Here is a 13,907-nt window from a genome sequence, read left to right as displayed (position 1 = left end):
GCTATAACAGAAGACAATCAGGCCCGTTAATGAGTGAAGGATCATGAGCTTACTTTTTCAACCTATTCAATATGGGGAATTGGCTGTTGCCAACCGGATTGTGATTGCCCCGATGTGCCAATATTCGGCCAATCTGCAAGGAGAGCTAAGTTACTGGCATGAACAGCAATGGGCGAATTATGCCTTATCCGGGGCAGGTTTGTGTATTGTCGAGGCGACAGCCGTACAGCCAGAGGGACGAATCAGTTATGCCGATTTGGGGCTTTGGAATGACCAGCAGCGAGATCAGATCAAAGCATTGTTACAAAAAGTACGTAGCCTGTCACCGATGCCATTTGCCGTCCAGTTGGCACATGCGGGGCGCAAAGCCTCAACCGATAAGCCATGGCTAGGGAAAGGGCAATTGCCACCGGATGATCCGCATGGCTGGCAAACCGTGGCTCCGAGTGAGATTGCCTTTGGCTCGGATGATTTGGCACCACAAGCATTAACCCTGCAACAGATCGAGCAGGTTCAGGCGGATTTTGCAGCAGCCGCAAAACGTGCAGTAGAAGCCGGTTTTGAGCTCATAGAAATTCATGCTGCACATGGTTATTTACTGCACCAATTCTTGTCCCCTTTATCCAATTTGCGTCATGACCAATATGGAGGTTCTCTGGGAAACCGGATGCGGATGACTTTAGAGGTAGTACAGGCAATCCGTGCAGCAGTACCGGAAAACTTCCCGGTCGGAATTCGGATTTCTGCCACTGACTGGATGGATGAGCAAAACGGTTGGAATCTTGAGTCTAGTATTGAACTGGCCAAAGCATTGCAACAGTTAGGTGTTGCTTATATTCATGTTTCCTCTGCAGGTTTGCATGAAGCACAAAAGATCCAGATTGGTCCAAATTATCAGGTACCATTTGCTGAAGCGATCAAGCAGGTGGTCGAGATCCCTGTCATTGCCGTTGGACTGATCACGGAAGCTGAACAAGCAGAACAGGTCTTGCAGCAGGGCAGAGCCGATGCTATCGCACTGGCACGGGCTATTTTATATGACCCACGCTGGCCTTGGCATGCTGCGGCACAACTCGGGGAACAGATTGCAATTGCACCCCAGTACTTGCGTTGCCAGCCACATGAGCTGAAAAACCTGTTTGTCCCTTTTGAAGGGAATTAAACAGTTGTTGTTTTCAATATAAAAATGGGCTGCATGATTCAGCCCATTTAGTTTGCAATTCTGTTATCAAAATTAACTTTTGCTTTTGGCTGCTGCCGGTTTGGCTTTTTCTGCCATCATTTTTTCTACAAGGGCTAAAGATTCTTTGGCATTCGGGACATTTTTTTGTGCCAGTAAGCTAAAGATTTCTTTGGCTTTCACTAGATCTTGATCGATGATATTGCCATTGGTAAACATGTTGCCGACGGCCATTAGGGCCGGAATGTAACCTTTTTCAGCCAACTGCTGGATAGCAGTTAAACCACTTTTGACACTCTTTTCATCTTTGTTTTTAAAACCCAGATTGATGTCATACAGTGCTTTGGCATAAATTGCTTGAGGGTGATTTTTCTTGATCAATGGTTCAAGTTTGGCCAGACCTTGTTTATCTGACTCAGCTTTATTTTCCGAGAAGAATAGCACGGCCAAATCGACATTTGCATCCTCAAAACCGGCTTTGGCTGAGGCCTGGAAATATTCCTTGGCCTTTTGTACATCCGGTTTCAATCCTAGATTGCCACCCATCATATAGCTTTTCGCCAAGGTATAATTGGCGAGTGGATCACCTTTTTTAGCAGCTTGTTGGAACAGATCCAGTGCTTTTTTCTCGTCTTTTGTGGTGCCTTGACCGATCTGGGTGAGCACCGCTAGATGATAAAGCGCTTGCGCATTACCTGTTTTGGCAATCTTTTCCAGTTCTTTATAGGCTCCCGCATAATCTTTGGCTTGAACCAATTTTTCGACTGAAGCAAAGACAGGATTTTGTGCTGGAGCAGCCGTTTCTGCAAAGGTGAGTGTGCTGGAAATGCTGATCAGGGCGGCCAATAGAATTTTTTTCATCGTGTAAAACCTTGAGAATAACCCGCATCATTCCATTGATGGGTAGAGAAGATGATTCATTCATCATAAGAGCTTTTTGTAGAATGTAAATATCGCCAGTGGTCGAAAGCACAATAAAATCAGGTAGGAGGATCGAAGGGTTAAACTATAAAAAAGAGCGGTCAAAACCGCTCTCTATCGATATGAATTGTGCTGTTATTGTGAGCGTGCCACGTCTCCGTTGAGGGCTTCAGGTAATGGCAAGACCACTAAACCGAGCTCTTCCAGTGCAGCTGGCTTGGCAACCACCAAGGCTTTATAGCCAGCCTCGATCGCGACGCTATTCACGACTTGGATATCGTTGTGTAATTTTGTTGCAGGAGCTGGAACTTCACCTGTGCCTTGTACCAGATGCAGCCAGTGTTTTGGTTTGGCTTTAAACCATAAACGCGCCACGATCTCCTGTCCAAGGTAACAGCCTTTGTCATAATGCACGCCTTCACGCTGATGCAAACGTAATTCCTGGGGCTGAAACTCATGTTCGGTAGCTTGACTGATCCATGCCTGTCCTTGTTCAATCGCCTGTAATTGCCAGTTTACGAGATCTGTCGAGCTTTCAGTAAAGTAGGTACTCTCTCCTTCGAGAATAGGGAATACCGTACCTGCTTCTTCCAGTTTCATTTTAGAAAAGGCCCCAAACTTGCGGATATGTTTGGCAAATTCTTCCGCCTGATCCTGCATAACCACAATTTCAAAACTTTCAGGGCTTACTTTTTTCAGCCATAAACCGAACTGAATCCGGCCTTTCAGGTCACAGATTGCAGTATAACGCGTGACATTTTCTTCTAAACGTTCAACATGCAACGTAACTTGGCCTTGCAGAAATTTTTGGGCATCAACACCGTTCAGGGTGAAACGAGAGAAAGCAAAGTCGTTCATGGGATGGTCTCGAATGTCAATCTAGTACTAAACAATGAGGCTTATTTTGCTTTATTTTGACAAAAAAAACACTGTTTAGACTGCAAATGGCAGATCTCCAGGCCAGTAAAACTACACCACTGGTTTTAGCTTTTAACCCATGAAAATTTATGCTGTTTTTTCAAATAGCGAGTCTCAGCATGAAAATGATGAAATCAGCCACTCAATGATATTGAAATAGCCGGAAAAGGCTTCTAACAGCAATTACGTTATAAATAACACCTCTCATAAACCGTGATAGATATAAAAATGTCATGCTTAACTGAACCCATTGAGTAAGAAGAAAAATAAACACATCAAATGTAAATAAGGACGTTCATCACTCGAAAAACATCCTGCAAAGGCGTAAATTAGCCACTTCTTTTGCTCTCAGCATTTCAAGTTATGGCAATCAGTTGGGTTCTTTTTACGCTGATGGCGGCATTTATGCAGGCCTGGCGCAATGCATTTCAAAAACAGCTCAGTACTAGTGTCGATATTTATGGAACAACGCTGGCACGTTTCCTGTTTGCGCCAATTTTTGCTTTTAGCTATTTGGCAATCTTATATAGCCAGCAACCGATTACAGCCCATGTGACTTTTTCAAATAAATTCTGGCTGTATGTGGTAATTGCCGGCATGAGCCAGATTTATGCTACGGCCTTGATGGTCAAATTATTCCAGCAAAAAAATTATGCAATTGGGATTGGCTTGGCGAAAAGTGAAGCCATTCTGGCTGCCTTAATTGGGGTTGTGTTTCTACAGGAGCATTTAACCGGCTGGGGCTGGCTTGGGGTGTTGATCGGCGCGATTGCGGTTTTCTTGTTGAGTAAAGGCAGCCGACATACTGAGTTATCTGTTAAAACGCTCATGATTGGATTGGGGAGCGGGCTGTGTTTTGCTGTTACTTCTTTGCTGGTGCGTGAAGCCAGTTTAGAACTGAATATGCTACCTTTTTTGCATCGTGCGGCATGGGTGTTGTGTTCACTGATCAGTTTTCAATGTGTGGCCTTGTTGCTGTATTTAGCTCTCTTTAGCCGAAAAACGCTATATCACATGTGGCAACGTCTGGGCTTGACCTTTAAGGTGAGTGTCTGCAGTTTTCTGGCGTCATTAGGCTGGTTCAGTGCCATGAGCATGCAGACCGTTGCGATTGTGAAAACCTTAGGTCAAGTCGAGATTTTGTTTAGCTTATTGATCTCGGCATTCTTCTTTAAGGAAAAACTGGCCCGATCTGACCATCTGGGTTTATTGCTCGTGATTATGGCGGCCATCATGGTGATCTGGGCTTAGACGGCCTTTCACTATCTTTTTCTTTGGAATCACTCAGCGCTAAGCTATGACGCAGTACGTCCAGAAAAAGTGATGAGATCCGGAAGATCAATCAGTGAATTGGTTTATTGTTGTTGATTTTTCCATTTTTTAATGTCTGTGTGAAAATATTTTTTGAGGTTTTGGGTTGATTGGCTAATTTTCGGGAAACAATCCCGGTAAAGTTTAGTTAAATTAATACTTGAGGGTGAGATAGAAACCGAAAAGATGAATATGCACCAGCACTGATCCCGTGCAGGTGTATTGACCCACAAGGTCTCGATTCGGCAGACAGGCCAATGATGTGATCCATCAGAATGCCGAAAGTTTTGTTTATCCAGCAAAACGGGTTGTGACGCAACCCCAATCTTCTATACACCCTTATAACTTTCGTTTGGCAATTCATGATCTTTTGAGATCGAGAATCTGACCGTAAAACCGCTGTAGCAGTGCACATCCTGCAAGAATAAGAACACTCTTCTGGACTTCGACTACTCACCATTTGAGTCAGCCTACCATCGCAATTGTTGCGAAACCTTATATAATCTTTTTCATTCTTTTTATGCCCAGAGAATGCTCATGGACAGCCAGGTTGAATGTCGTGAATGTTTGGTTTGCAAGAAACAGTTTCAGCGTGATCAGCTCATGCCAATTGAGGCGATTCGTGAGGTGATTGCAGAACGGATTATTCATGATTATCCCGAAGGTTCTCTGGACAGTTATATCTGTCAGTCGGATTTGGCCAAATACCGGATTCAGTACGTGCATGCCTTACTGAAGTCTGAAAAAGGTGAACTGACGGATCTGGAAAAAGAAGTTGTTGAAAGCATGCAAAAGCATGAGCTCATTACGAAAAATGCCGAATCAGAGTTTGATGAGCAGTGGAGTTTTGGCGAACGGCTGGCGGATAAAATCGCGACTTTTGGTGGAAGTTGGGCCTTTCTGATCTGTTTTGCTTTGTTTTTGCTGATCTGGATTGTGATCAATACCATGGTGATGAAAGTTCATCCCGCAGATCCATATCCATTTATCCTGCTCAATCTATTACTGTCCTGTCTTGCAGCCATTCAGGCACCGATCATCATGATGAGCCAAAACCGGCAGGAAGCCAAAGACCGTTTACGTTCTCAGTATGATTACCAGATTAACCTTAAAGCTGAGTTGGAAATTCGACACTTACATGAAAAAGTTGACCATCTGTTGTCACATCAATGGGAACGACTAGCGCAAATTCAGGAAATTCAACTCGATTTATTGGAAGAGATGAGTAAAAAGCAAAATAAATAAAGAATACTATTTTCTTTATAGTGAAAATGTAATTTAAAATCAAAAATGTGGTGTTTGTGTTGATTTAAAGATGAATTTATTTATTCTTTAACGGATATATTTAAGAATTTACTGCTAGTTATAATCATCAAGATAAATAAAATTGGAAAAAGTCACGCCATTATAAAAAATGCTAAAAGATAAACGCCTTTCTAGAGAGCTATGTTAAATAAGATCAATAATGTAATCATTTAAATTGCTAATGAACGTGATTCTCTTGATTTAAAACACATAATTTTTCTGCCCGCTTACATTTAAAAAGACTGTAACAGCCGATGGGTGGGGAGTTGAATTTTTCCATGCTACTTATATGAATGTCTGAACGATTCAGATCTTATGTGTTCCACTTGATGAGGTAGTGAAAATGATGAATTCAAATCAAAAGCAGCAAAAGCAAAATAACCAGCAGCAACAACAGAATGATCAGTTCAACCAGCAGAATCAACAGAACCAGAAAAATCAGCAGCCTGGGCAGCAACGTGACCAAGATAATGGTGGTATGGGTAATCAACAACAGCAGCAAAATGAAAACCGTCGTCAATCTGGCTCTAACCAGAAAAATACGCAACAAAATCAGCGTGATCAGTCAAATTCGCAAAATAACCAGCATAAATAAGTACTGGTAAAAATTTTGTCTTAATTTCGATCTGAAGTTAAGGAGAATATCTGATGCTTCTCCTTAACTTCAAAACAAAAAATTTGGAGTTCATTATGAATAACATTAATACCAATAATCCAAGTCCGTCATATAACAATTCAGATTCTGAACAATATTGGCGTCAAAACTATGTCGATCGCCCATATTACAGCGATTTTCAAAAAGAAATTCCTGATCTGGATTATGACCGTGATCTATCTTCAGCCTATGCTTTAGGGAGCCGTGCTCGTGCAGAGTCAGGTCAGGATGCCCGTTTCGAAGAGCAAGAGACAGGTTTACGTTCAAAATGGGAAGAGTTTAAGGCGGAATCTCGTTTAAAATGGGAACACGCCAAACATGCAGTAAAAGATGCATGGGACAGAATGTAGTTGCTATTTTGTTATTTCAACTTAAACATTTTATAACTTTATGATAAACCTAACTAATAATACGTAATAAATAATAGTTAAATGAGAATAGGTTTATTTACATGGATGTTTTTAAATTATTTATACATGACACTACTTGGCCTTTTATTCTGGAAATAATGGTTCGTAGCTGTGTCATGTATATTTTAATTTTGCTCTTTTTACGCATTTCTGGAAAAAGAGGAATTCGCCAGCTTTCTATTTTTGAGCTGGCGATTATTTTATGTCTGGGGTCGGCTGCGGGCGATCCTATGTTTACTGAAGATCTGCCGATTGTTCAGGCCTTTCTGGTCATTTTCACCATTCTGTTGCTCTACCGGTTTACCACCTGGAGCATGATGAAAAACCAGAAAATTGAGGAGTTACTTGAAGGAAAGCCCCTTTATATTGTGGAAGAGGGGAAGCTGGTCATTGATGATGTCGCAAAAGAAAAATTTTCCCATGATGAATTCTTTGCTGAAATGCGTCAGTACAACATTGAACATCTGGGGCAAGTTCGGGCGGCTCTACTGGAAACTGATGGTAGTCTGAGTGTGCTGTTTTACACTGCTGAGACCGCCAAATGGGGATTGCCAATTTTTCCTAAGGCCTATGTCAAAGTTGAGCAATTTCATCCCTATACTTTTTATGCCTGCATGTTTTGTGGCTGTACACAAATTTATGAACAGATTCAGGGGCAACGTTGTCCACGCTGCAATCATACCAGTTGGGCTCAAGCGATTAGAGATGCATACTGGAGCCTGTAATGATTGATAATTTTCGGATGGCAACAACTTTTGACTTGAGAGCAAAAATAACGGTCACCTCTGCAACTCAGCCTTTGATTCTGAATGGTTTACATTTCTAGGCAGATGCTTATGACCCTGATAGGCTCAGCTAGACACACGCAGTAAAAGACTGATTATATGAGTCATCCATAAAATAGAATTATGCGGTTTTCCAGTTGCCATCCTAACCTTATAGGAGAGCTGTTCAGGCGTGCTGCACTGTTGACAGCCCGTAGCCACATTGCTAACGTCCATGCGCTTTTCAGTTTTTAGGATTAAACCGTTAATGTCCGCCCATTCTTCATTTGTCTACGCACCTCCGCAACATGCGCTTTGTACGATTTATGAAGATGATGATCTGATCGTGATTGATAAACCCGCTGGACTGTTGTCCGTGCCAGGGCGTTTACCAGAGCATCATGACAGTGCTTATGCGCGTATTCTGCGTGATCACCCTGAGGCCAAAGTTACCCACCGTTTGGATATGGCCACTTCAGGCTTGCTGATGTTTGCCAAACACCGTACGGCAGAGGTCGCGATCAGTAAAATGTTCCAGGCCCGAACGGTTGAAAAGCACTATATTGCGCTGGTGCAAGGCCAGCTTGAAGGAGAGGGAAGTGTGGAGGTTCCCCTGATTACCGATTGGGAGAATCGCCCCCGACAGATCGTGCACTTTGAATTGGGTAAGCCCGCGAAAACGCTGTATCAGGTACTCGATTATGGCATTGAGCAGGACATCAGCCGGGTACTTTTAACGCCGATTACCGGACGTTCACACCAGCTCCGCGTGCACATGCAGTATATTGGCCATCCGATTACTGGCGATAAACTCTATCACCCGGAACCTACCCGTAGTCCATTACAACGTTTGGCTCTACATGCCTGGGATCTGGTTTTTCAACATCCCCTGCAGGGAAATTTGCTGAAATTGCAGTCACCGTTGCCATTTTAAATTCATTCTCAATCGCTTATTTTTAGCGATAGTATCAGTTTGTTGCATGTTGCTGATTGATCTCGCGCTGGGCACTCCTTATGCTGGATAGATGAGCAGAAAATAATCCAGATAACAACAAGCAACCGGGCTTCACCAACGCTAACGTCCAAGGAGTCTAGAATGAATCACGAGCCAAAAGCTGCCCTGATTTTGGGTGTTTTGATCAGCCTCGGATTAATCGTCATGGGCTGGATCTTGGGAAACAGTGCGCTGCGTTTCAAAGAATATGAGCGGGTGGTTTCGGTAAAAGGGCTTTCCGAGCGGGAAGTGCGGGCCGATGTTGCGGTTTGGCCGATCCGTTTCTCTGCGGCTAGTCAGGATTTAACAGAACTGTATGCCCTGATGGAAAGCCATGCCCGTGACGTGCAGCAATTTTTGCTGAATTCGGGTTTTAAACCCAGTGAAATTACGACCGCCGTGCCTGTCGTGACCGATAAATATGCACAGCAATATGGTGGAGAGGGTAATGTCGCATTACGTTATACCGCACATCAAACCGTCACGGTCTATACCCATCGTATTGATGCTGTTCGATCTGCGCAAAATGGTTTGGTAACGTTAGGTAAAAAAGGCATTGCCTTTGGCGGTGAAGAATACGGTCAGAAAACCGAATATCTATTTACCCAGCTCAACAGCATTAAGCCCGTGATGATTGAAGAAGCAACACGTAAGGCGCGTGAGGTGGCTGAAAAATTTGCTGCTGATTCCAACAGCCAACTGGGCAAAATCAAATCCGCCAATCAGGGGCAGTTCAGTATTGAAGATCGCGACAGCAATACCCCTTACCTGAAGAAAGTCCGGGTAGTTTCGACAGTCGACTATTATCTGTCCGACTAATTAGAGGCGTTGCAGATCATGATTTGTATTCATGATTTGGCTGAATCTTGCTTAATTGTGGGTACAGATTTAATCGATAAAAATAAACAGGAACCGGGCACACAATTGACATATAACTCTGCTAGTATCAGGACAAACAAAATTTAAAATTAGTAAACAACAACAAGGAATAGAGCAATGACACGTGACTATACCCAATATCCTGATGACGATAACGGCAACCTGCTTTGGGAAATGTACGAAGATGGTGATGACCTGAATGAGCCACATGAAATTGAATTTTCGATTGTTTTTAAAACGCTAGAGTTGGCAGAAAAATGTGCCCTGCATTTATTACAGCAGGAACAAAAGATTTCTCTATTTCAGGAAACCGAAGGCAGTAAATTGTGGGTGCTGAATGCACATGTCAACATGATTCCTGAATATCAGGACATTCAGGATCTCGAAGAGTGGTTTACTCGCATCGCGACCGAGTTTCAAGGTGAATATGATGGTTGGGGCTGTATGACTTATCTCTATGATTTAGACGAAGAAGTAGAAGACTAAACACAACCTCTTCTCATCAAAAGCATGTTCAAATGAAAAAGCATGTTCATTTGAACATGCTTTTTCATTTCATTTTGTGGTTCACGGCAGAGGGATATACCAAAGCGCTACACAGCAAACGGTGGGCTGTCCTACACGACAACTGAAAAGAATAATAAAAGGAAAAATGATGAATACGGTCAAATTACATCGTGTATTCGCTGCGCCTCCAGCACGAGTGTTTCAGGCTTTTGTTGATCCTGATGCTCTGGTGAAATGGATGGCACCGCATGGTTTTGTCGCCAAAGTCAGTCATTTTGATCTAAAAATTGGGGGTGGCTATCACATGTCTTTTCGTAATTTTTCTACCGGCACGATTATCTCTTTTTCTGGCGTGTATCACGAGATTATTCCTCATCAGCGCTTATGCTATAGCGACCAGTTTGATGACCCAAGTCTTGCTGGAAGCATCCAGGTTACAGTGGATTTTAAAGAAGTTCCCATCGGAACAGCCCTTTATATTACTCAAAGTGGCATACCCGAGCAGATTCCCTTGGACGGCTGTTATCTGGGGTGGCAAGAATCCTTGCAGCTGCTACAGCTCTTGGTGACACCGGTTATTCCGGATGCGTAACCAGATGGGTGATCATGGATGAATATTGTGATTAAACGTGTTTATGTTGCTGCAGATGAATCTGATGGTCAACGTATCCTGGTAGATCGGCTATGGCCTAGAGGTGTGAGTAAGGCTGAGGCACATATTGATTTGTGGCCGAAGGAACTGACTCCATCGACAGAACTCAGGAAATGGTATGCACACGATCCTGAACGCTGGGCTGAATTCCAGCAACGCTATAAGGCCGAATTGGCCTGTTATCCTGAGCTGATACAGCAGCTGCAACAGATGGCGCAAAAACAAAAGATCAGTCTGATTACCGCTGCTAAAAGTGAGCAATATAATCATGCGCTGGTGTTGAAACAGGTGATTGAAGCAGTTAAATAGACAGCACTATTGACGTTCGGTCATAAAATTGGCTTAGTATGAAGACCTATAATAAACACACAACAATAAGGATGATCATGCAACGAGATCCGCAACAATTTCCTGCAGATGAAAATGGTGATGTGCTATGGCAGATGGCACTCGATGGCGATGACTTGACCGAAATCCGAGAAATTGACTTTACCCTGATTTTTCCTGATCAATCTCAGGCTGAGCAGAGCGCTTTGCATTTATTGCGTCAGGAACAGAAGGTTTCACTCTATCAGGAAGATGAAGAGGGCGACTTGCTGTGGGAAGTGGTGGTTCATATCACGATGCCACCGGACTATGCTGAAATTGTGGAAATTGAAACCTGGTTAAAGCAGGTGGCGCTACAGTTCTCCGGTCAATATGATGGCTGGGGCTGTATGGCTTGGGTAGATATTGAATCCTAAAAATAAAAAAAGAGTTGATGTGGCCTCTCACATCAACTCGAAGTGATCTGATTGTGCATCCTATTCAAATCCGTGAAAAATATAATTTTAGACTGTTGCGTCAGATCGGGTTTGATCTGCTCAAGCTCTACTTATTAAAAACATCAAAATTTTAAAAAATTATGAATAAACAGTAGGTTAGGTTTTTAATTTTTTGTTTTCTCAGTAAAAAATGGTTACGTTTTAAACCTTTAAATTCATAGCAAAATGCCTCAATGTGAACGTAAAACAAGATAGAACGTGACAAAACTGTCATATTCGATTAATTTTGTGCGGCTCAAAAAGGAAAAGGCAAAAGTTATGTCTTGGATGTTTATTGCTTTAGTCATGACAATCCTGCTCACTCCTGGACCGACCAATACCTTATTGGCCTCTTCTGGAATACAGGTGGGATTTCAAAAATCTTTACATCTTATTCCTGCAGAAGCACTAGGCTACTTGATCGCGATTAGTATCTGGGGGATTTTTGTGGATCGTGTGGCTGAAACTTTGCCCTTTTTACCCGCCCTGCTGAAATTACTGAGCGCAATGTATATTCTTTTTCTCGCTGTGAAGCTGTGGAAAAGTGCAGCGAATACCGACCTGAATAAAGTCACTATCATTGGGCCGCGTCAATTGTTCCTGGCTACGTTACTCAATCCCAAAGCTCTGTTATTTGCTTCAGCGGTTTTTCCGTTAGCGACCTGGAATAGTGTGCCTGTCTATATGCAGAATATGGTGGTATTTCTGCTGCTGTTGGTTCCTATTGCATTTTTCTGGGTCTTTATGGGGTATCTGTTGACCTCAAACAGGATCAGTTGGCTGAACCAGCGCAACCTGCAGCGTACAGCATCATTGATTCTGATCAGTTTTTCGGTTCCACTCAGCTATTCAGCGATGACCTCACTTTAATAACGCAAGGCTGCATAAAAAATTGAGCGTTTTCTTTAACGCTCAGTATGCTGTTTTGGAGATACTTGGCAGCTGCTAGACCGTCTCAGCATTAGCCGGCCATCCCACGGCTAAAGTGCAGTTTCTCAACAATTTCGTCCAGCTTTTTCAGCCGTTTGATCTCATCCCATAGGGCTTTGGCTTCCGGATAATGCTTGCTCATCATCCCCAGCCACTGTTTGTAACGGCCGACCATCCCGATTTCAGTTTTGCTCGATCCACTCAAAAAGCGAATTTGCAATTCAATGAGATCAGTCCAGTGCAGTACTGGCTCATCAAGGTTTTGCCGGATACATTGGCTCAGGTCTGGGGTGGTGACGGCTCCCCGACCCAGCATCAGGTCTTCGCAACCTGAATCGCGTAAGCATTTCAATGCATGCTGGTTGTTCCAGATTTCCCCGTTGGCGATTACATTGATGTTTAATGCTTCACGGATGGGTTGGATCTTTTCCCAATACGCCGGGGGAGTATAGCCATCTGCCTTGGTTCGGGCATGCACCGTCAGCCAGCTGGCACCTGCTGCCTGAATGGCATAGGCATTCTCCATCGTATGATTTTCGTCGAGGTAGCCCAAACGCATTTTAGCCGAAACAGGAATATGCGCTGGAACTGCATCACGGACCGCTTTGACTAACAGGTGTACAACGTCCGGTTCATCCAGCAGGATCGAACCACCGCGATGACGGTTGACGGTTTTTGCTGGACAACCAAAATTCAGGTCTATTGCGGGTGCACCCAGTTCGACTGCACGGACGGCATTTGCTGCCAGCATTTCCGGGTTGTTACCGAGAAACTGTACGTGAACCGGAGTACCTGCTGCTGTCTTGCCTGCGTTTTTTAGTTCAGGGCAGTAGCTATAATAAATATGATCGGGCAATACGGTATCTGTAACCCGGATAAACTCGGTCACGCACCAGTCAAAACTGCCGACATGCGTCAGCACGTCACGCATGATGGGATCGGTTAAACCTTCCATGGGTGCAAGGATGAGTTTCAAGACAGTTTGTCCTAGCGATCAAAAAACAGCGTTATACGTTTTTTTAACAGGGATGGCAAGTTCAGTAGGGTGCTTTCAGTGAGGGATGGTAAAGTGGACATTTCTACTTGGTGCCGACAGACTTTTTTCAGATAATGCCCATGGTATTAAATAGGGGTTTTTTGAATAAAAAATGATTTTAATACTTGTCTTAAAATCAAAGAATATAGGTTACAGATAGTTGTTCAATTACATATTTTTTGATTTATAGTTCAAATGCCACATCGCTAAATAACCAGCAAACCAAATTCCTGGAATTAAAAGCAGCCCTAAACCGAATGCCAGTGTCAAGGAGAGAGCTAACGATGAAAGCAGAATTCCACAAAAAGATCCGATGCAAACAATAATAGGATTAATTCTTTTATTCAGTAACCAGCCAATATTCATAGCAAATAATACTAGGATGGAAATCCAAACACTTAATGGAAAATAAAATTCTTCAAATAGTTGCTTGGATGTAAGCTCTGAAAGATGTGATAAGTTGGTGAGATGCTCAAAAAATATATAAATATTTCGTTTAGGTCCACCACCTGTTAAAGCTATATAAAAAAAGGGAAGTGTGGTTAACCAAGCAATCCAAGTAATTCCAACTTTTTTATTATCACTCATATTATTCTGCATTTTTATCTCATTTTATACGTTTAAGCTTCAGATTATTAGGTA

17 protein-coding genes are annotated in these 13,907 nt (G+C 42.9%); 13 read left to right on the top strand and 4 right to left on the bottom strand.

Going from position 1 to position 13,907, the window contains the following annotated elements:
* The first annotated feature begins 43 nt into the window (after positions 1-43).
* Positions 44-1,162 (top strand): NADH:flavin oxidoreductase/NADH oxidase, encoded by a 1,119-nt coding sequence (locus PGW99_RS09090; RefSeq protein WP_273777355.1) that lies wholly within the window; start codon positions 44-46, stop codon positions 1,160-1,162.
* A gap of 72 nt (positions 1,163-1,234) precedes the next feature.
* On the opposite strand, the gene PGW99_RS09085 is transcribed toward PGW99_RS09090, so the two are convergent.
* Positions 1,235-2,041, bottom strand: a complete 807-nt coding sequence (locus PGW99_RS09085; RefSeq protein WP_273777354.1) for a tetratricopeptide repeat protein — start codon at positions 2,039-2,041, stop codon at positions 1,235-1,237.
* Positions 2,042-2,236: 195 nt separating this feature from the next.
* Positions 2,237-2,959, bottom strand: a complete 723-nt coding sequence (gene ygfZ, locus PGW99_RS09080) for a CAF17-like 4Fe-4S cluster assembly/insertion protein YgfZ (RefSeq protein ID WP_273777353.1) — start codon at positions 2,957-2,959, stop codon at positions 2,237-2,239.
* A gap of 423 nt (positions 2,960-3,382) precedes the next feature.
* Between ygfZ and PGW99_RS09075 the strand changes: the two genes are divergently transcribed.
* From PGW99_RS09075 to PGW99_RS09020, 12 genes are all read left to right on the top strand, one after another.
* A complete protein-coding gene (locus tag PGW99_RS09075) occupies positions 3,383-4,270 on the top strand; it encodes a DMT family transporter (protein ID WP_273777352.1) in 888 nt (295 codons plus the stop codon).
* 597 nt (positions 4,271-4,867) lie between these two features.
* Positions 4,868-5,575 carry a DUF1003 domain-containing protein gene (locus PGW99_RS09070; RefSeq protein WP_273777351.1) on the top strand — a complete coding sequence of 236 codons (708 nt, stop codon included), beginning with the start codon at positions 4,868-4,870 and terminating at the stop codon, positions 5,573-5,575.
* Between the two features lie 403 nt (positions 5,576-5,978).
* On the top strand, positions 5,979-6,230 hold the full coding sequence (locus PGW99_RS09065; protein WP_273777350.1) for a hypothetical protein: 252 nt from the start codon (positions 5,979-5,981) through the stop codon (positions 6,228-6,230).
* 95 nt (positions 6,231-6,325) lie between these two features.
* Entirely contained in the window at positions 6,326-6,640 is a 315-nt protein-coding gene (locus PGW99_RS09060) for a hypothetical protein (protein ID WP_273777349.1), read from the top strand.
* Positions 6,641-6,741: 101 nt separating this feature from the next.
* Positions 6,742-7,425: a DUF421 domain-containing protein gene (locus tag PGW99_RS09055; RefSeq protein ID WP_273777348.1), complete on the top strand. Its 684-nt coding sequence runs from the start codon at positions 6,742-6,744 to the stop codon at positions 7,423-7,425.
* 307 nt (positions 7,426-7,732) lie between these two features.
* Positions 7,733-8,398 carry an RluA family pseudouridine synthase gene (locus tag PGW99_RS09050; protein ID WP_273777347.1) on the top strand — a complete coding sequence of 222 codons (666 nt, stop codon included), beginning with the start codon at positions 7,733-7,735 and terminating at the stop codon, positions 8,396-8,398.
* 162 nt (positions 8,399-8,560) lie between these two features.
* On the top strand, positions 8,561-9,277 hold the full coding sequence (locus PGW99_RS09045; RefSeq protein ID WP_273777346.1) for an SIMPL domain-containing protein: 717 nt from the start codon (positions 8,561-8,563) through the stop codon (positions 9,275-9,277).
* Positions 9,278-9,454: 177 nt separating this feature from the next.
* A complete protein-coding gene (locus PGW99_RS09040) occupies positions 9,455-9,823 on the top strand; it encodes a ribonuclease E inhibitor RraB (RefSeq protein WP_273777345.1) in 369 nt (122 codons plus the stop codon).
* A 166-nt stretch (positions 9,824-9,989) separates the two neighbouring features.
* On the top strand, positions 9,990-10,436 hold the full coding sequence (locus PGW99_RS09035; RefSeq protein WP_273777344.1) for an SRPBCC family protein: 447 nt from the start codon (positions 9,990-9,992) through the stop codon (positions 10,434-10,436).
* An 18-nt stretch (positions 10,437-10,454) separates the two neighbouring features.
* Positions 10,455-10,805 carry a DUF488 domain-containing protein gene (locus PGW99_RS09030; protein WP_273777343.1) on the top strand — a complete coding sequence of 117 codons (351 nt, stop codon included), beginning with the start codon at positions 10,455-10,457 and terminating at the stop codon, positions 10,803-10,805.
* A gap of 77 nt (positions 10,806-10,882) precedes the next feature.
* Positions 10,883-11,239: a ribonuclease E inhibitor RraB gene (locus PGW99_RS09025; RefSeq protein WP_273777342.1), complete on the top strand. Its 357-nt coding sequence runs from the start codon at positions 10,883-10,885 to the stop codon at positions 11,237-11,239.
* 339 nt (positions 11,240-11,578) lie between these two features.
* Entirely contained in the window at positions 11,579-12,169 is a 591-nt protein-coding gene (locus tag PGW99_RS09020) for a LysE family translocator (RefSeq protein WP_273777341.1), read from the top strand.
* A gap of 91 nt (positions 12,170-12,260) precedes the next feature.
* Here the strand turns inward: PGW99_RS09020 and PGW99_RS09015 are convergent, their stop codons facing one another.
* Both PGW99_RS09015 and PGW99_RS09010 read right to left on the bottom strand, forming a co-directional pair.
* The gene (locus PGW99_RS09015) at positions 12,261-13,205 is read right to left on the bottom strand and encodes a tRNA-dihydrouridine synthase (RefSeq protein WP_273777340.1); all 945 of its coding nucleotides are present in this window, start codon (positions 13,203-13,205) and stop codon (positions 12,261-12,263) included.
* 228 nt (positions 13,206-13,433) lie between these two features.
* Positions 13,434-13,865, bottom strand: a complete 432-nt coding sequence (locus tag PGW99_RS09010) for a hypothetical protein (RefSeq protein ID WP_273777339.1) — start codon at positions 13,863-13,865, stop codon at positions 13,434-13,436.
* Positions 13,866-13,907 lie beyond the last annotated feature (42 nt).

Source organism: Acinetobacter sp. GSS19, assembly GCF_028621895.1.
In the GTDB taxonomy this organism is placed as follows: Bacteria; Pseudomonadota; Gammaproteobacteria; order Pseudomonadales; family Moraxellaceae; genus Acinetobacter.
The sequence above is the reverse complement of the archived record's forward strand: the minus strand, read 5'-3'. Positions and strand labels throughout refer to the sequence as shown.

What these genes read in the sequence shown, in the direction of transcription:
- PGW99_RS09070 (WP_273777351.1), top strand. Translation starts at nt 4,868, where the DNA reads ATGGACAGCCAGGTTGAATGTCGTGAATGTTTGGTTTGCAAGAAACAG.
- ygfZ (WP_273777353.1), bottom strand. Translation starts at nt 2,959, where the DNA reads ATGAACGACTTTGCTTTCTCTCGTTTCACCCTGAACGGTGTTGATGCC.
- PGW99_RS09025 (WP_273777342.1), top strand. Translation starts at nt 10,883, where the DNA reads ATGCAACGAGATCCGCAACAATTTCCTGCAGATGAAAATGGTGATGTG.
- PGW99_RS09065 (WP_273777350.1), top strand. Translation starts at nt 5,979, where the DNA reads ATGATGAATTCAAATCAAAAGCAGCAAAAGCAAAATAACCAGCAGCAA.
- PGW99_RS09030 (WP_273777343.1), top strand. Translation starts at nt 10,455, where the DNA reads ATGAATATTGTGATTAAACGTGTTTATGTTGCTGCAGATGAATCTGAT.
- PGW99_RS09020 (WP_273777341.1), top strand. Translation starts at nt 11,579, where the DNA reads ATGTCTTGGATGTTTATTGCTTTAGTCATGACAATCCTGCTCACTCCT.
- PGW99_RS09060 (WP_273777349.1), top strand. Translation starts at nt 6,326, where the DNA reads ATGAATAACATTAATACCAATAATCCAAGTCCGTCATATAACAATTCA.
- PGW99_RS09075 (WP_273777352.1), top strand. Translation starts at nt 3,383, where the DNA reads ATGGCAATCAGTTGGGTTCTTTTTACGCTGATGGCGGCATTTATGCAG.
- PGW99_RS09055 (WP_273777348.1), top strand. Translation starts at nt 6,742, where the DNA reads ATGGATGTTTTTAAATTATTTATACATGACACTACTTGGCCTTTTATT.
- PGW99_RS09010 (WP_273777339.1), bottom strand. Translation starts at nt 13,865, where the DNA reads ATGCAGAATAATATGAGTGATAATAAAAAAGTTGGAATTACTTGGATT.
- PGW99_RS09085 (WP_273777354.1), bottom strand. Translation starts at nt 2,041, where the DNA reads ATGAAAAAAATTCTATTGGCCGCCCTGATCAGCATTTCCAGCACACTC.
- PGW99_RS09045 (WP_273777346.1), top strand. Translation starts at nt 8,561, where the DNA reads ATGAATCACGAGCCAAAAGCTGCCCTGATTTTGGGTGTTTTGATCAGC.
- PGW99_RS09050 (WP_273777347.1), top strand. Translation starts at nt 7,733, where the DNA reads ATGTCCGCCCATTCTTCATTTGTCTACGCACCTCCGCAACATGCGCTT.
- PGW99_RS09035 (WP_273777344.1), top strand. Translation starts at nt 9,990, where the DNA reads ATGATGAATACGGTCAAATTACATCGTGTATTCGCTGCGCCTCCAGCA.
- PGW99_RS09090 (WP_273777355.1), top strand. Translation starts at nt 44, where the DNA reads ATGAGCTTACTTTTTCAACCTATTCAATATGGGGAATTGGCTGTTGCC.
- PGW99_RS09040 (WP_273777345.1), top strand. Translation starts at nt 9,455, where the DNA reads ATGACACGTGACTATACCCAATATCCTGATGACGATAACGGCAACCTG.